We start from the raw sequence: 16,938 nt of genomic DNA, 5'->3' as shown, positions 1-16,938 counted from the left end.
GACCAGATGGATTCAAAAATAAAAAAACTAGAAGAACGCCTAAAGTTGGCGCACCTAGGTGGTGGTGAAAAACGCATTGAAAAACAGCACGCCAAGAAAAAATTGACGGCAAGGGAACGTATAACCTATTTCTTGGACGAAGGGTCTTTTGAGGAAATGGGCGTTTTGGTGACCCACCGGACCACCAGTTTTGGAATGGACAAACAAATTTTTTACGGGGACGGTGTGGTTACGGGCTATGGTACCGTAAATGGTAGATTGGTGTATGTATATGCGCAAGATTTTACGGTTTTTGGTGGGGCATTATCGGAAACCCATGCAGAAAAAATTTGTAAAGTGATGGATCTGGCCGTAAAGGTAGGGGCACCCATTATTGGACTAAATGATTCCGGAGGGGCTAGGATACAGGAAGGCGTAAAGTCTTTGGGTGGCTATGCGGATATCTTTTTTAGAAATGTACAGGCCTCTGGGGTGGTACCCCAGTTATCTGCAATCATGGGGCCTTGTGCAGGCGGTGCCGTGTATTCGCCAGCGATTACCGATTTTATTTTAATGGTAGAGCAGACCAGTTATATGTTTGTTACCGGACCCAATGTGGTAAAGACCGTGACCAATGAGGAGGTGACCTCTGAAGAGCTGGGCGGTGCCAGGGCACATGCCGCTAAATCCGGGGTGGCCCATAAAACCTCACCCAATGATGCTGCCTGTTTGGATGATGTAAAAACACTGTTGTCCTATTTGCCACAGAGCAACAAGGAAAAACCAAAAAAATTACCCTATGAGCTTGGGGATGAAATTAGGGAGGAACTAAAGGCCATTGTACCGGAAAATCCTAACAAGCCTTATGACATGCAAGATGTCATCCGCGGCATCATCGATCGGGACTCTTTCTATGAGATCCACAAGGACTATGCAGAGAATATCATTGTGGGTTTTGCCCGTTTGGGTGGCCGCAGTATTGGAATTGTTGCCAACCAACCCATGTTTTTAGCCGGGGTTTTGGGGGTTAAAAGTTCTACCAAAGCGGCACGCTTTACCCGTTTTTGTGACGCCTTCAACATCCCATTATTGGTTTTGGTAGACGTTCCTGGTTTTTTGCCTGGGACCGATCAAGAGTGGAGCGGTATTATTACCAACGGGGCAAAACTATTGTATGCCCTCAGTGAAGCTACGGTACCAAGAATCACCGTAATTACCAGAAAAGCTTACGGTGGTGCCTATGATGTTATGAACTCTAAGCACATTGGTGCAGATTTTAACTATGCTTGGCCAACGGCAGAGATCGCGGTCATGGGTGCTAAAGGAGCCAGTGAGATAATCTTTAGACGGGAAATTGCGGCCGCAGAGGATCCAGCCGCCAAACTCAAAGAAAAGGAAGCAGAGTATTCAGATAAGTTTGCTAACCCTTACCGTGCGGCGCGCAGGGGTTTTATTGATGAGGTCATTTTGCCAGAAACCACCCGGAGAAAGCTCTTAAAGAGCTTTGCCATGTTGGAAAAGAAGCATGTAGACCCACCAAAGCGCAAGCATGGAAACATCCCGTTGTAAGAATTAATTTGGAGAGGTTTTATAGGGAAGGATGACCATAGGTTTTAAGGATTACCTATTCCCTTAGTTTAAAACTTTTTTGATTGCAACCTATTTTCCCAAAGGTGTCTTACTATTCCATTTAGTATGTTTACGCCAACCTTTGGCGCATTAATTCGTGTAAATAAGTCCCTAATAATATTAAATTAGGAAGGTCTTGGCAGTGTTATAGCCACATTCAGAAGTTGGGGACCTGGTAACCCACGACCATCATAAAAAAACAAACAACATCATGCTTTAGGGGGTTAAGCCAAACGGTAGTTGTACTTTTGCCAGATGCAAACAGAACCGTCAAAACCCAATTTTGAGTTTATCGCCCTAATGGCCTCTTTAATGTCCATTGTGGCCCTGGGTATTGACACCCTACTCCCTGCAATCCCCAATATTTCTGAAAGTATTGGAATAACGGAAACACAGAACACCCAGCTTTTGGTGACCATGATTTTCCTTGGTTTGGGAGTAGGACAGTTGTTTTTTGGACCGCTGTCTGACCAATATGGCCGTAAACCTATGGTGTATGCAGGTTTTGTGGTGTTTGGTGTCTCTAGCCTTATCTGTGTTTTTGCCCCCAATTTGGAGGTAATGGTCATAGGAAGGATTTTGCAGGGGATTGGGCTATCTGCCCATAGAACCATTGCGGTTTCCATTATCAGGGATTCCTACAAAGGGGATTATATGGCCAGGGTCATGTCCTTTATCACTGCCTTTTTTATCTTGGTTCCTGTGGTTGCACCTGCCCTTGGCAAGTTTATTTTAGACCATTTTAACTGGCAGACTATTTTCTACGTCCATCTGTTTTTAGGGATTCTACTATGGGTCTGGTTTTGGAAACGCCAGACCGAAACCTTAAAACCAGAGTATCAAGTAAAATTTTCATTTCGCAGCTTTGTCTCCGGAACCAAAGAAATGTTGCGTCATCAGGAAACTGTGACTTACACCTTGGTGTCTGGCCTCATAACTGGGGCGTTTTTGGTGTATTTAAGCTCAGCCCAATATATATTTGAGGACCAATATGGCTTGCGGGACGCCTTTCCCTACATCTTTGCAGGCTTGGCGGTTTCTATAGGCACATCCACGTTTACCAACGGAACCATGGTAATGCGTTTTGGTATGCGAAAGCTCTCCTTGGCGGCCACCGCTCTTTTTTGTCTCATAGCCGTTTCTTATGTGTTGATTTTTTTCAACACGCCCAACCCCAATGTAACCGTTTTGGTGGCTTTCTTGTTTTTGCAGTTTTTTTGTTTGGGATTTATGTGGGGAAATTTTCGTTCCATCGCCATGGAACCTATTGGGCATATTGCCGGTATCGGTGCGGCCATCAATGGTTTTGTTTCTACGCTGATTTCCATCCCAATTGCCACATTTATCGGGTCCTTTTTGGAAGATTTGGCGTTGCCGTTGTTCGTGGGCCTCGCTTGTTGCGGGCTAGGGGCAGTGGTACTCATCCTTCTTTCTAGGCGAAAGAAGTTAGTGTTTTTGGACAAATTTAAAGCTAGGGCATAAAAATGACCCCGCTGCAAGATGATCGTTGTGCGCCTGTAACAGAGGCCAGAACGTTAATTTCGCCTATTTCCCTTAGCACTGCCATAAATGCAAAAACCAAGGCTTCCTTGTATTCAATGAACTTTTTGGGTGGAATATGGACCTTGCACGCTTTCCCTAACTTTTCCTGTAGTGTATCCATAAAAAAGGAATTTAGGGCGCCACCACCGGTGACCAGTACTTGACTACCTTCTTTTGGTCTTTGGCCTAAGATAACTTTTGCTATTTGCTCACAGTTATGGTGGATAACCGTATGTAACGCATCTGCCGTGTTTGCCCCATTTTCTTGTAGCAATGGTACTACCGTTTCACTAAACCATTCGTACCCTGTGGATTTTGGGTACGGCAAGGTGTAGTAGTGCAAGGCGTTAAGTTTGGCCAATAGCCTTGGAATTAAGGTTCCCTTTCTTGCTAGTTGGCCATTTTCATCATATTTTAATCCAATTTTTTCGGTCAGGTAATTTAAGGGCATATTGGCCAAACCAATATCAAAGGCCACTCGTTTTCCATCCGTATCAAAGGAAATATTACTGATTCCCCCCAAGTTGAGGCAAAAGTCATATTCCGGCAGCAACAGCTGATCGCCAATAGGCACCAGAGGGGCTCCCTGACCGCCCAATGCCACGTCCTTTGCCCTAAAATCACAAATTACCTTATGTTTGGCGACCTTTGCCAGTAAGCGCCCATTCCCCAATTGAAAGGTGACGCCCTCTTCCGGTCTATGATGGGAAGTATGGCCGTGGCTTGCTATAAAGTCCACTGTAACAGCGTGTTTTTCAATGAACATTTTTGCCTGTTCTCCCAGCCAAATACCATACGCATCATGCAACTTTTCATGTTCTTTATCCGGAAGGTGAATGGCGTTTTTTAGTTTTTTGAGCAAGTCCTTGTCGTAAGGGACGGTATGGGTTTGGCGAATAGCAAAATTCCATGCCCCTGCTTCCTGCCAAATATGGCATAGGGCAATGTCCAATCCATCCAATGAGGTGCCAGACATCATGCCGAGTACATTGTATTTTGTCATAGGTATAATTTTTTAGAATCGGATAGGATTTGTTTTTTTAAGGTGGGTGTCTAGATTCTTGGATGCCTTTCAACACTTAGGCTTCCCCATGTTTCCATCACCAGTTAAGAAGATCATAGCAATCTGTCATTGTGTACATCAATTTTTACCTTCCTATGATAATTCATTATTCACTTTTTTTTATTTCAATAATCAATGAGATGGGTTGTCCTTTTTCGTTCAAAACCTCTTGAAAACCAAATGAAGCATTGTTGAGCTGGTTTAAAACTAGTGACCAACCTTCAAAATTTCTAGCATACCATTGATGCCCGTCCGTGAAATCTCCCGGAAGACCCTTCCATGAATCTTGGACCCATTGGTTTTCGTAAGTATTGCCATTTGTAACCAAAAAATAAGGATGCAGGGTTTGTATCAAAATTGTTCCGCTGGATTGCAAGAAATCTACTGATTTCCTGAGCAAATCCAAAAGATCATCTTTTAGGTATAGTGAAAAGTTGAAGACCATTAAATCAAATGGTCCCCCGGGTATGGGTTTGCCTGCAATGATTTCCTCGAACGATAGCTGATGGAAGCTTCCTTTCCCTTGGTTTTTGGCGTAATCAATGAGTTTAGCCGTGGCGTCAATACCTGTAATATGGGCATTAACATGATGAATTTTACGTACTAGCCAGCCTTCACCGCAACCCATGTCCGCAATCTTAGTGGCTCCAATACGATATATGGCTTTTAATATGGCAGGATTGGTATATTTTCTGGACGGGATTTCATCGTTTTTCACAATTTTTATCCACTCTTGTGCATTTTTTTCCCAAGAAGTTTTTACTGTTTTATCCATGGTTTGGGTTTGGAATCGTTACCGGCAGCTTTCCCCGGGCTATATGTTTGCCTAGAAAATGTTCTGCAGCGTGTTGCTGAAATGGTTTAAAATCTTGATAGGCCAATACCGTGGCCAATGATTTATGGTAGGCCAAATGCTTTAAAATATAAGGGTTGCCAAAAACATAAAGCACTACTTTTTTGCTTTGGAGTAACTGGTTGATATGCCGCAACTCCGCTAGGTCCATCCCAAAATAATCCATAGGTTTTGCGCAAGGGGGATAAAGCGCAATCAAAATAGAATCATCATTTTGGCCAATAGGACTTGCCGTGAGACTATCCAAAAAGGTAGTATCTTCTTTTTTTCCAAAAGCCAAAGTTCGATAGTTGTTTTTTCTAAAGTCCTTGATTATAGTCTCGGTACCTGTAAGTAGGGTGAGGCTTTGTTTTGCCAGTTTGGGAATAAGATCATGGTAAGGGGTATTTAAAATTTTTGGCCGATCATTACGGAAGGCTTTTTCCTTTAGTCTCCAGATACGTTGAAAGCTCTGTTCGATGCTATTGACCTCCCCATGTTTTAATATGGCGCTTATACCCGCTACGATATGCTCTGAAAAGCACAACATATCGTTGCCCGCTTCAAAAGCCCTTAGTTCCAGCATACCTTTTTTGGTATATAGGGTAGACACGGCGCGCATATTGAGCGCATCCGAAATAATCAAACCGGAGAACCCAAGTTTTTGCCGCAAAATACCTTGAATGATGTCCACAGAGACCGTTGCTGGCATCGATTTGTTTTTAGACAGTGCGGGAACCATAAGATGACCTATCATTACAGCGTCTACACCATAATTTATAAGTGCTTTAAACGGATGCAGCTCATTATTGAAAAGTTCAAGCTTTGTTCTGTTAATCAGGGGCAGGGATAGGTGGGAATCTACCTCGGTATCGCCATGGCCAGGAAAATGTTTGATACAGTTTAAAATGCCATTAGCGGACATTCCGTTGATGTATTCTGTTGCTGCCACGGTAATCAGTTCCTTTTTATCGCCAAAGCTGCGATATCCAATAACAGGATTGTTTGGATTGCTGTTTATATCAATCACTGGGGCCAAGTTCCAGTGGATTCCAGCTTGTAAACAATCCATGGCAATATTCCTTCCTACTTCATGGATAAGGTTTTTTTCGTGGACAGCCGCACCAAGCGTAATTGCATACGGGTATTGAGGCGTATTTTCAACGCGCATGGCCAGTCCCCACTCTGCATCCATGGCCATTAACAGTGGTGTTTTAGCCACCTTTTGGTATCTCTTGACCAATTGTTTTAAGCGCTTATAGGTGTTCGCTTGGTAGGCTATTTCCTTAGTGCCCTCAAAGTTGGTCGCAGCACTGGCCCTGCTATGAAAAAAACAGAGCGCCCCAATACAGTGATTTTGTATAAGTTGTTCCAGTTTTTTTATTTCCGCTTCTGTATCATTAATAAATGCGGCTGCCATAAAAAGCTGCCCTACTTTATCCCTGAGGGTAAGATGTTCCTTGATTTCCGGATATGTCATTAATGCATCCATTCTATACGTTTTCCTTTTTACCGTAATCTGGTGGATAGTTTAAAAAACGCAGCAAAAAAAGTGAGGGTAGCCCCGCTAATACCACCCATGTAAAAAAGCCAGAATACCCGAGCCATTCTTGCAGATAGCCACTGGCCATACCCGGCAGCATCATTCCCAATGCCATGAAACCCGTTGCAATTGCGTAGTGTGATGTCTTGGAAATGCCTTCCGCCACGTAAATTAGATACATGAGAAATGCCGCGAATCCAAATCCATAACCAAATTTTTCAAAAAGCACGGTCGCTGTCACCGCAACTATGGACGTGGTTTTGGTAAAGGCCAAAAGCGCATAAAGTAAGTTGGGGATGTTTAAGGATAGCACCATGGGCAACATCCATTTTCTTAAACCATCCCTAGATATCACAATACCACCTAAAATACCTCCAATGGATAACATAATCACCCCAGCCGTACCGTAGATAGTGCCTACCGTTTCTGTAGCATAGTTAAGACCTCCGGCCGTGGTTTCGTCTAATAAGAAGGGGGCGGCCATCTTTACTAGTTGCGATTCCCCAAGCCGATAAGTTAAAATAAACGCAAGGGCGATACCTATATTTTTCTTTCTGAAAAAACTACCAAAAACCTTTAAAAAATCTTGTTTAGCATCTGTGTTGGCTTTTTGTAAAACCTCAAATTTTGGCGCAGTAAATAGATTACCCATGGTTAGCGTTAACATGAGGACTGCCATCCCTATCATTGTGAGGGACCAAGCTTTGGCCGGATCGCCATATTTGTTTTCTAAATATCCTGCAGCAATCACCACCAGACCTTCCCCGGTAACCATTGCCAGTCTGTAAAAAGTACTCCTTAAACCTATAAAAAAAGACTGTTTCTTTTCTGTTAACCCTATCATATAATAACCATCAGAAGCAATGTCGTTGGTTGCCGAGGCAAAGGCTGCCATCCAGAAAAATGCTAGGGTAGAGGTTAAAAAGAAATTACTGGAGACGGTAAGGCCAATGCCCAAAAATGCGACTGCGATGATGCCTTGCATGCCCAAAAACCAATTTCTTTTTGTGCTTTTTAGATCCACAAAAGGGCTCCATAAAGGTTTAAGTACCCAAGGTAGGTACAACCAGCTGGTATATAGTCCAATTTCAGCGTTGCCCAGTCCAAGGTTTTTGTACATGATGACTGATACTGTGACTACTATGACATAAGGTAATCCCTGTGTAAAATATAGAAGCGGTACCCACCACCATGCATTTTTATCTTTTTTGGCCTGTTGCATCCCGTTTTTTCTTATTAATGAAGATACTTTATATTCCTATAGTTTCCGAAAGCATCCCTAATTTCTATGCTTAGGCCGTGGTTTTGTACTTTGTTGGATTTCCATTGAAGATAAGCTAAGGTATCATTTGGTGCTAGGTACACCCGATCCAACACCTTAGTTTTATTGTTCTTTTTTATTTTATAGAGTGATATGTACCGGGGAATGCTATCCTTATGCACAACGGATACTGACTTTTTTCCTCCGGAGATGCTTTCCATCGCTACACTCGGCAGTGATAGGGCCCTTTCTTTTTGTATTTTGAAAGTGGGCGGGAGTGAGGGTTCTTGGTACTGTTTTTTTCTTAAATGACGAACTACGTTGCTGTGCTGGCCAATGAGCGATTTTGCGCTAAAAAAAATATTCCCTTGAATATTGTCCAGTTTTCTGGCCAAGGTCAATTGCTTTGGAATTTCTTTTTTTCGGTTCCAGGCCTTATCCGCATTATTCTTTATTTTGTAGGGACCGTTGCCCATGTACACGTTGGTGTTACCAGCTTCATTATTCCACCATTCGGCGATGACCCTATGTGGCGCTGCGGGATAGTCCAAGCTCCAATATGCCTGTGGCGCTAGATAATCCAACCAATTATTTTCTATCCAGCTAATGGGATCCGCATACAAATCCTCATAATTGGTCTGGCCGGCCCTTGTTGCAGAACCTCTGGGGTCGGTAGTGTTGTTCTTCCATACCCCAAAAGGACTAATTCCAAACTGTACCCAAGGCTTCAGTTCCTTAATGGTGTTTTGTGTATATTTTACCAGGGAATCCACATTGCTTCTTCGCCAATCTGCCAATGACTGTCGTTCCATTGCATACGTTGAGAAAGCCAGGGAATCGTTAAAAATTTCGTTTTCGATTCTGTAGGGATAAAAGTAATCGTCAAAATGAATGGCATCGATTTCGTAATGTTCAACTACTTCTGCGATAATGTCCACCAGGTGCTGCTGCACCTCAGGAATTCCTGGGTTGTAATAATATTTATTGCCGTATTTAACCATCCAGTCCCGGTGTTGATAAAAATCATGGGAGGCTGATAACGAAAGGGTATCCAGATTAAATGTAGCCCGGTAGGGATTGAGCCAAGCATGAAATTCCATGCCTTTTTTATGGGTTTCTGAAACCAGCCATTTTAAAGGGTCACCGAATGCGAGCTCTGGTGGCTTACCTTCTTTGCCAGTAAGGTACCTTGACCATGGGGCTAGTTTTGAAGGGTAAAAGGCGTCACCGGCGGTACGTATTTGAACGATGGCGGCGTTAAAGTGAAGTTGCCCGTAAAAATCCAAAATTGCTTTAAAGTCAGTTTTTTGTTTTTCCACTTTGTCCCCTGGCTGTTTTGGCCAGTCTATATTCACTACGGTCGCTATCCAAACACCCCTGAATTCTTCTTTTGGTGTCCTGGTAACGGCACAGGAGGCGAGCACTAGAATTAGTAATAATGGTGTTTTTTTCATGGAATGTATAGAAAAAGGCCCGGTTATTTTAGTAACGTGGGCCTTTATTGTTGAATAATTAAACTAACTCAAAACTAATTTATATGGACGGATCTGCCGGCGTATTGGGATTGCTGTTTCGTTCAATATCTGGATATGGGTAAAAATTCCTGTTTCTTTCTTCGTCATAGTTCATTGATGTTCCGCTTGGTTGCGGTCTGTTGAACCTTCTGCTATCTTCAAGACTAATGCCCGTTAAAAATAGTTCTGCCCTACGATTTTTGTAAATTTCCTGGAGTAGGGCATCTGTCGTTGCGGCTCCGGAGTATTGGGGCAAACCTGCATTTAGCCCAAAAGGATCGTCTGTATCCGTTAGCACTTCATTCAAGGCAGTTGTGGCAGCGGCAATATCAGGATTGGATTTCCTAAGTTGTGCCTCTGCGATGATGAGGTTCATTTCATCCGGTAGGTACACCGGTATGGATTTGGTCAAATCATCAAAAAATCCTGCAAGGTCCTCTATAGGTAAGCCATTTTGGTTGGTTTCATCCAGGGGCACTAAGTAAAAGGCCAACCTGCCATCAGCAGTGTCAAATACAAATTCCGTGGGAGGTCCAAAATTGTCCCTAGGTTTAAAATTAGGGGCATCATTTTGGAAAACCCTTGTCCAGACAGGATTTAAGTTAATGTTGTCATAAGCAAATACGGAAGTAGATAAGTGGTCTACACTAGTGGCAGCGGAAATAGCGAGATCATAATTGCCAGCAAATAACGCATAACGGGCCTGCATGGCGCGGATGCTATTTTCTAGGTCTATATTCCCCAAGGTTACCGCATTTGTGAATTCCCCTGAAGGTGGGTTGGTGGTCAATTCGCTAAGGGCCTCGGTCAACAAGGTAACCGCAGTTTCAAAACCTTCGTTTCCGGAAACGAAAGTAGCTGTATTATCAGAGTTTGTCGTCACGATGACCTGTTCATAATTTTGCGCTAGATTACCTATGGACATTGCCTTGGTAAAAATTTGCACCACCCCATTACTGGCCCTAGAACCATAGATGGCTGCTGCGGCAGCACCTTTTATAATTTCAATACGTTCAATATCATTTGGATTTAGGTCTACCAACCTGTTTTGCGAGTTTCCCCCTAAGTCAATCAATTGATTACTGCTATTGCTAAAAATAATCCCGTCCACAATATATAATGGGTCAGAATTACCCAAAACGGTACTTGGACCCCTTAATCTTATACTGATTCCCCCTGCAGGGTCACCGGAGTTTTGCTGTACCAAGGCCCCACTAATTTTACCTGATATGGCTTGGTCAACGGCAATGGCACCGTTGTTGACCAGTTCTTCTGCTTTTACCGTAGATATGGCATTCCCTAAGGTTCGTTTGTTAACCCCTACGGTATTTCCTGTCACAACCACCTCATCCAAACTCAGTAAATCTTCTTGAAGTAGAATATTGTTTGTGATGGTAGTTGAAGCGCCAATCTCGATCGGCATTCGGTTGGTTTTAAAACCAATATAGCTGGTAAGCAATGTGTATGCTCCGGTGTCCAACGTGGCCGTAAACGTATATTTTCCATCAAAATCGGTAATACCGCCGAATGAGGTGTTTTCAATAAACACTGCGGCTCCCGCAATGGGGATGTCGGTACCATTTTCAATAACGGTTCCAGTAACCGTTACTTGTTGCTGACCGTATAGTCCAAATGAGGAGCTTACGAAGCAAATAAGTAAAAGCCTGAACCAAACATGTCTCAGATTGTAAAACGCTTTTTTCATATAGTTGCTAGTTTAGTTTAAATTAAAATTATGGCGAACAAATCCCTCCACGGCCTCATATTCCGCTAAACCTAGGGCGTTATAGGCTTCAGCCGTTTCTTTGTTCCTTTGTTCTGCCCTTTGCCAGAACTCCCGTTCATCATTACCCGGAAACATGGCACTATCTTTTTGGGATTGATGTTTAAAAATTGCATTGATTTTTCTAGACATATCCTTAGGTCCAATGGGCACTGCCATTTCCATATCGGCAATATCCCATTCTTGCCAAGCACCCCGATATAGCCATACATAGCAATGGCGTATCCACTCCGCCCGTTCCATCACCAGTTTTTCAATTGCTTTGAATACGATATCCAGACAGACCCTGTGGGTTCCATGTGGGTCAGAAAGATCGCCAGCTGCAAAAATCTGCTGGGGTTGTATCTTATTTAATAAATTGTAGGTAATCATTACATCTTCCTCTGAATATGGTTTTTTCTTTACCGCTCCGGTTTCGTAAAATGGCAGATTCAAAAAATGGGCATTTTCTTCCTTTACTCCACAATAACGACAAGCTGCCATTGCTTCACCTTTTCGGATAAGACCCTTTAACTGCTGTATCTCATTAGTGTCTATCTGGCCCGGTTGTTTTTTTGATAAAAAAGACCTTACCTCGTTAGATCTTTTTTTTAGGGCAGTATCCGATGTGTCAATTTCCGTTGCAAAATCTAAAAAGCGGATAACCTCATCATCAAAAACCGCGATATTTCCTGATGTTTGGTAGGCTACATGTACATGGTGCCCTTGGTCTACGAGTCTCAACAAGGTACCTCCCATAGAAATCACATCGTCATCTGGATGGGGGCTAAAGATCAAGGAGGTTTTTGGGTAGGGCATTGCGCGCTCTGGTCTTTGGCTGTCGTCAGCATTGGGTTTTCCACCGGGCCAGCCGGTGATGGTAGCTTGCAGCTGATTAAAAACCCTTAGGTTGATTTGCTCGGCAGAACCAACCTCCGCAACCAAGTTCCCCATTCCGTACTCATTGTAGTCTTCATTGGTCAACTTCAAAATGGCTTTGTTTAATTTTTTAGACAACCAAATGGTAGCTCGCTTTATTAAATGGTCCTGCCAGAGGCATTCCGTGACCAACCAAGGGGTTTTAATCCTGGTCAGTTCAGAGGCCGAAGCTTTATCTAATATAAAATCACAATTTTGGTGTTGTTGTAGAAAAGTGGCGGGAACCGACTCTTTTATCTCGCCCTCTACACTGTCTCTTATCACCTGTGCCTTACCTTCGCCCCAGGCCATTAGAATAATCCGTTTGGCCGCCATTATGGTTCCTACTCCCATGGTAATGGCCTTTGTAGGTACATTCTCTTCCCCAAAGAAATCGCTTGCGGCATCCAAACGGGTAACACGGTCCAAACGGACTAAACGGGTCTTACTTGTTTCTGTTGAACCAGGTTCGTTAAAACCGATATGACCTGTTCTGCCAATACCCAAAAGCTGCAGGTCTATACCCCCTAAGTTGGTGATTTTCTCCTCATACGCTTGGCAGTAGTCTCTTAAGTCTTCTTTTGACAATGTGCCATCTGGGATATGGATGTTTTCTTTTGGAATGTCAATATGATCAAATAAATGCTCATTCATAAACCTAACGTAGCTATGAATGCTTTTGGGATGCATAGGGTAATATTCATCCAGATTAAAGGTAAAGACGTTGCTAAAGCTAATCAGTCCCTTTTTGTGAAAATCAACCAAATAGTCATAGACTTTTGTAGGGGTGGAACCAGTTGCTAAACCTAGGACAACAGATTCCTTGGTTTTGGCCTTGGTCTTTATCAAGGAGGCAATTTCATTAGCTACGTAATAAGAAGCCTTGTCCGCATTTTCATGGACATAGGTTTGGATTTTTTCAAATTTCTCCTCCTCGTTAAACTGCTGCCGTTCCCGCATAATTATTTATTTCAACAGTGTTAAATCAAATTTATGTTAAAAACAGCAAATACCGACAAAAAATATAGTTTATCTTCTAAAATTAACATTTAATCGCTGAAAAGTGCAGTATTATGCTGTTTTTGCTAAATACAATTTGGTTTTGTTTAACTTTGATTTCATGCTAAAGGAGGAAAGAAAACAGTTTATTCTTAACGAAGTACGTATTCATAGTCGTGTATTACTTACTGATTTAGCTTCCTTGTTGAAGGTTTCCGTAGACACGGTGAGACGGGATATTAAGGAGTTGGACAAAGAAAATAAGCTTAAAAAGGTACACGGAGGGGCAGTTTCCCTGGGGTTTGACTATTACCATATTCCGTCACATCAAGTATACTCCATTGAAAAAAAGGCGGCCATTGCCGAAAAGGCGATTCATCTGTTAAAAGACGGTCAGGTCATCTTGCTAAGTGGGGGCACAACAAATTTGGAGTTGGCAAAGAGGTTGCCGCATAAATTACATTTAACCTGTTTTACACCTAGCTTATCCATTGCGATACAATTACTGAGCAAGAAAAATGTAGAAGTCATATTTATTGGGGGCAGGGTAAGTAAGGATTCGCAAATTACGGTAGGTGGCAGTGCTATAAATATGTTATCTGAAATAAAGGTAGATCTTTGTTTTTTAGGGACCAATAGTATCCATCCAAGGGACGGGTTAACAGAGTTTGACTGGGAAATTGTTCAGCTTAAAAAAGCCATGATTCATAGCTCCAAAAAAATTATTTCGCCGAGTATTTCAGAAAAATTAGGTTCTTTGCAACGTTACAAGATATGTGGCCCTGAGGAAATTGATATTTTGATTACCGAACTTGAACCTTGGGATTCAAAATTGGAGCCATTTAAAAATTTAAATATTCAATTACTATAGCGTGGAGCATACGAGCAATAAAATCACCGAACAATCCTCCTTACATGATCATCTAGAAAAGCGATCTACACTAGAATTATTAAAGGGTATCAACCAGGAGGATAAAAAAATTGCGGATGCCGTAGCGCTGGCCATACCGCAAATAGAACAGTTGGTGGAAGCCTTGGTGGCCCGTTATGACAAAGGTGGCAGACTCTTTTATATTGGTGCCGGCACTAGTGGAAGATTGGGTATTTTAGACGCATCGGAGATTCCACCAACGTTTGGGATGCCTCATGATCGAGTCATTGGTATCATCGCCGGTGGTGATGGTGCCATAAGAAAGGCAGTGGAAAACGCAGAAGATGATACCAAGCAGGCTTGGAAAGACCTAAAGGCATTTAATATCAATTCCAATGATGTTCTGGTGGGGATAGCCGCCTCTGGCACCACACCTTATGTTCTTGGGGGCATCGCCGATGCCAAGGCGCATGGCATATTAACCGCAGGGATTACCAACAACCCCGGCTCCCCCCTGGCACACCATACCCATATCCCCATAGCGATTAATGTGGGCCCTGAATTTGTTACTGGCAGCACCCGTATGAAGAGCGGTACAAGTCAAAAATTGGCGTTGAACATGATTTCCACCGCTTTTATGATTCGGGTAGGACGTGTAAAAGGTAACAAGATGGTAGACATGCAATTGAGCAATAATAAATTGGTAGATCGCGGCACCCGCTATTTGGTGGAAGCTTTGAACTTGGAGTATGAGCAAGCGGAAGCCGCCCTTAAGAAATACGGTTCGGTCAGGGAAGCCATTCAAAATTTAAAGTAGGACTTACCTTTTTAATTGGGAATATGCATCCGCCAACCCCAAAAAAGCTTTTTTTGTTGGATAGCGTCGGGGCTTTGGTCTCTGCGTTTTTGTTAGGGCTAGTGATGGTTTGCTATACAGCTCTTTTTGGTATGCCCATTATACCACTTTATATATTGGCTGGGATAGCTTTATGTTTTTGGCTGTATTCTTTCTGTTGTTATCTATATTATCCAAAAAATTGGCGTGGGTACATGCAGTTGATAGTGTGCATGAATTTTGGGTATTGTTTGATTACTTTAGTACTGGGCATTACGTATTACGATTTGCTGACGATGTTTGGAGTTGCATATTTTGGAATGGAATTGATTTTAATTGTTGGCATCGCATTACTGGAGTTAAGAACGGCAAGGTCAAAAGTCTCTGGGACATGAGTGATTTTCAGGAACGTTTAAAGGGTGGACATCCCAATTCATTGGGAAATACGGTAGCGATTGTTGATGAGGTATTGCAAAACAAGCATTTGTTCGATGAATTTTTTAGCTGCTATTTTAGCGATAACGAGGTGGTGAGGTTACGGGTTTCCAACGGTATGAAAAGGATTTGTAAGGCAAATCAGGAAATATTGGTTCCTTATTTGGATAGGTTTTTGAGTGAAGTGGCCCTAATTCAACAAGCTTCCGTCCAATGGACCTTGGCCCAACTTTTTCTTCAACTGGAAAAATGGATGACCAAACCCCAAAAGCAAACTGCCCAGAACATCCTAAAAAATAACTTGATCAAGGCCCAAGATTGGATCGTGCTTTGCCAGACCATGCAAACTTTGGGTACATGGGCAAAAAATGAGTATAGCCTAGAGCGTTGGTTATATCCGCAGCTAAAAAGGCTTTCTGGGGACAAAAGAAAATCCGTGGCCGGAAAGGCCCTAAGGATTTTGGCAACCTTGGAAAATTAAAACATGGCCTATTTTGGGTCTAAGCGGTAAATGCCCTTTCCTTCAACCCCAACATATATGAACCCGTCAGGGGCTTGGCGAACGCTACGAACCCTGCCGATACCGTCCATGAGCTTTTCACGATAGGTTACTTTGTTGTCTTTTAGTTCCAAACGTTCCAAATACTGGAAAGCCAAAGAACCCACAAGAAGGTTCCCTTGCCATTCTGGGTACTTTTTAGAAGTTATAAAATCCATCCCTGAGGGGGCTATGGACGGCACCCAGTAATATATGGGCTGTTCCATGCCAGGTTTGGAGGTTTCATCTGTAATTGAAGTGCCACTGTAATTGATTCCGTACGTGATAACGGGCCAACCATAGTTTTTACCTTTGGCAATGATATTGATTTCATCACCGCCCCTAGGGCCGTGTTCGTGATCCCAAATCTCACCGGTAAATGGATTTTTGACCAATCCCTGCGGATTGCGGTGGCCGTAGCTAAAAATGGCCGTTTTTGCCCCTTTTTTATCCACAAAGGGATTATTGGCAGGGATGCGTCCATCATCATGAATTCTGTAAATTTTACCACCATCCTTCGTTATATCTTGCGGGTTTTCATCACGGTTGCCACGATCACCTATAGTAAAGTACAGCAACCCTTTATCATCAAAGGCCAGTCTAGAACCCCAATGTTGCCCTTTTTTAGTGTTGGGGGTACCCTTATAAAGGAGTTGTTTATCAGAGAGTTGGTCACCCTCTAATTTGGCTCTCATGATAGCGGTGTTACCGCCATTGTCATCACCTTCTGCAGAGGCGAAAGAGAAGTATATCCATCCATTTTTATCATAGTTGGGATGTAAAGCCACATCCATGAATCCACCTTGGCCCCTAACATAGATATCGGGTAGATTTCCAATATTCTTTTTTTTGCCATCCTTGCAATAAAATAGGTTTCCTGCCTTTTCAGTAACCAAAATGGCCCCGTCGGGCAAAAATGCCATACCCCACGGATTTTGGATGCCATCATAAACCAAAGTAGCTGAAAATAAGTCTTTTATGGGGGTTTTGATGCTTTTGTCCGTAGCTTGGCCGCAAGCTGTAAAGAGCATTACAACGAATAAATTGGCAACTAGTACAAGCTTTTTCATAATTTTATCGTTAGAGAGTCATATATTCTAGGTGAATTACCATTTTTTGTAGTCCACTGTAATTATGAATTAAATATATTTTATAAGTAAAACAATTACAATATAGTGTATTGGGTCCCCAAATCCCAATATACTAATAACCGAACT

General features: G+C 42.6%; 13 protein-coding genes. 5 read left to right on the top strand and 8 right to left on the bottom strand.

Annotated features, from left to right (window positions below; translation table 11 throughout):
* The first annotated feature begins 6 nt into the window (after positions 1-6).
* Positions 7-1,548: an acyl-CoA carboxylase subunit beta gene (locus I595_RS09840; protein WP_054559255.1), complete on the top strand. Its 1,542-nt coding sequence runs from the start codon at positions 7-9 to the stop codon at positions 1,546-1,548.
* Positions 1,549-1,863: 315 nt separating this feature from the next.
* The gene (locus I595_RS09835) at positions 1,864-3,090 is read left to right on the top strand and encodes a multidrug effflux MFS transporter (protein WP_054559254.1); all 1,227 of its coding nucleotides are present in this window, start codon (positions 1,864-1,866) and stop codon (positions 3,088-3,090) included.
* On the opposite strand, the gene I595_RS09830 is transcribed toward I595_RS09835, so the two are convergent.
* The 7 genes from I595_RS09830 to nagB all read right to left on the bottom strand — a co-directional run bounded on the left by I595_RS09830 (position 3,080) and on the right by nagB (position 13,003).
* Positions 3,080-4,153, bottom strand: coding sequence for an anhydro-N-acetylmuramic acid kinase (locus I595_RS09830; protein WP_054559253.1), 1,074 nt, complete (start codon positions 4,151-4,153; stop codon positions 3,080-3,082). The genes I595_RS09835 and I595_RS09830 overlap by 11 nt on opposite strands.
* A gap of 166 nt (positions 4,154-4,319) precedes the next feature.
* A complete protein-coding gene (locus I595_RS09825) occupies positions 4,320-4,988 on the bottom strand; it encodes a class I SAM-dependent methyltransferase (protein ID WP_054559252.1) in 669 nt (222 codons plus the stop codon).
* A complete protein-coding gene (locus tag I595_RS09820; protein ID WP_054559251.1) occupies positions 4,981-6,537 on the bottom strand; it encodes a glycoside hydrolase family 3 protein in 1,557 nt (518 codons plus the stop codon). The genes I595_RS09825 and I595_RS09820 overlap by 8 nt, the downstream gene beginning before the upstream one ends.
* A 1-nt stretch (position 6,538) precedes the next feature.
* Positions 6,539-7,810, bottom strand: a complete 1,272-nt coding sequence (locus I595_RS09815; protein WP_054559250.1) for an MFS transporter — start codon at positions 7,808-7,810, stop codon at positions 6,539-6,541.
* Positions 7,811-7,824: 14 nt separating this feature from the next.
* Positions 7,825-9,303: a glycoside hydrolase family 10-like protein gene (locus tag I595_RS09810; protein WP_054559249.1), complete on the bottom strand. Its 1,479-nt coding sequence runs from the start codon at positions 9,301-9,303 to the stop codon at positions 7,825-7,827.
* 79 nt (positions 9,304-9,382) lie between these two features.
* Positions 9,383-11,068 (bottom strand): carboxypeptidase-like regulatory domain-containing protein, encoded by a 1,686-nt coding sequence (locus I595_RS09805; RefSeq protein ID WP_054559248.1) that lies wholly within the window; start codon positions 11,066-11,068, stop codon positions 9,383-9,385.
* 12 nt (positions 11,069-11,080) lie between these two features.
* On the bottom strand, positions 11,081-13,003 hold the full coding sequence (gene nagB / locus I595_RS09800; RefSeq protein WP_054559247.1) for a glucosamine-6-phosphate deaminase: 1,923 nt from the start codon (positions 13,001-13,003) through the stop codon (positions 11,081-11,083).
* Positions 13,004-13,163: 160 nt separating this feature from the next.
* Here nagB and I595_RS09795 point away from each other — a divergent pair, with 160 nt between their 5' ends.
* From I595_RS09795 to I595_RS17390, 3 genes are all read left to right on the top strand, one after another.
* Positions 13,164-13,913 (top strand): DeoR/GlpR family DNA-binding transcription regulator, encoded by a 750-nt coding sequence (locus tag I595_RS09795; protein WP_054559444.1) that lies wholly within the window; start codon positions 13,164-13,166, stop codon positions 13,911-13,913.
* Position 13,914: 1 nt separating this feature from the next.
* A complete protein-coding gene (gene murQ, locus I595_RS09790; protein WP_054559246.1) occupies positions 13,915-14,730 on the top strand; it encodes an N-acetylmuramic acid 6-phosphate etherase in 816 nt (271 codons plus the stop codon).
* A 409-nt stretch (positions 14,731-15,139) separates the two neighbouring features.
* Positions 15,140-15,664: a hypothetical protein gene (locus I595_RS17390; RefSeq protein WP_157449715.1), complete on the top strand. Its 525-nt coding sequence runs from the start codon at positions 15,140-15,142 to the stop codon at positions 15,662-15,664.
* 8 nt (positions 15,665-15,672) lie between these two features.
* Here the strand turns inward: I595_RS17390 and I595_RS09780 are convergent, their stop codons facing one another.
* Complete coding sequence (locus I595_RS09780; RefSeq protein WP_054559244.1) at positions 15,673-16,791, bottom strand: PQQ-dependent sugar dehydrogenase; 1,119 nt, start codon at positions 16,789-16,791, stop codon at positions 15,673-15,675.
* Positions 16,792-16,938: the final 147 nt, after the last annotated feature.

Origin of the sequence: Croceitalea dokdonensis DOKDO 023, assembly GCF_001306415.1 — a bacterium.
Classification (GTDB): domain Bacteria; phylum Bacteroidota; class Bacteroidia; order Flavobacteriales; family Flavobacteriaceae; genus Croceitalea; species Croceitalea dokdonensis.
This window is presented reverse-complemented; position numbering and strand designations above follow the sequence as displayed.

Bases quoted from the DNA above. Each gene is read 5' to 3' on its own strand.
- I595_RS09840 (WP_054559255.1), top strand. From the start codon at position 7: ATGGATTCAAAAATAAAAAAACTAGAAGAACGCCTAAAGTTGGCGCAC.
- I595_RS09835 (WP_054559254.1), top strand. From the start codon at position 1,864: ATGCAAACAGAACCGTCAAAACCCAATTTTGAGTTTATCGCCCTAATG.
- I595_RS09830 (WP_054559253.1), bottom strand. From the start codon at position 4,153: ATGACAAAATACAATGTACTCGGCATGATGTCTGGCACCTCATTGGAT.
- I595_RS09825 (WP_054559252.1), bottom strand. From the start codon at position 4,988: ATGGATAAAACAGTAAAAACTTCTTGGGAAAAAAATGCACAAGAGTGG.
- I595_RS09820 (WP_054559251.1), bottom strand. From the start codon at position 6,537: ATGGATGCATTAATGACATATCCGGAAATCAAGGAACATCTTACCCTC.
- I595_RS09815 (WP_054559250.1), bottom strand. From the start codon at position 7,810: ATGCAACAGGCCAAAAAAGATAAAAATGCATGGTGGTGGGTACCGCTT.
- I595_RS09810 (WP_054559249.1), bottom strand. From the start codon at position 9,303: ATGAAAAAAACACCATTATTACTAATTCTAGTGCTCGCCTCCTGTGCC.
- I595_RS09805 (WP_054559248.1), bottom strand. From the start codon at position 11,068: ATGAAAAAAGCGTTTTACAATCTGAGACATGTTTGGTTCAGGCTTTTA.
- nagB (WP_054559247.1), bottom strand. From the start codon at position 13,003: ATGCGGGAACGGCAGCAGTTTAACGAGGAGGAGAAATTTGAAAAAATC.
- I595_RS09795 (WP_054559444.1), top strand. From the start codon at position 13,164: ATGCTAAAGGAGGAAAGAAAACAGTTTATTCTTAACGAAGTACGTATT.
- I595_RS17390 (WP_157449715.1), top strand. From the start codon at position 15,140: ATGAGTGATTTTCAGGAACGTTTAAAGGGTGGACATCCCAATTCATTG.
- I595_RS09780 (WP_054559244.1), bottom strand. From the start codon at position 16,791: ATGAAAAAGCTTGTACTAGTTGCCAATTTATTCGTTGTAATGCTCTTT.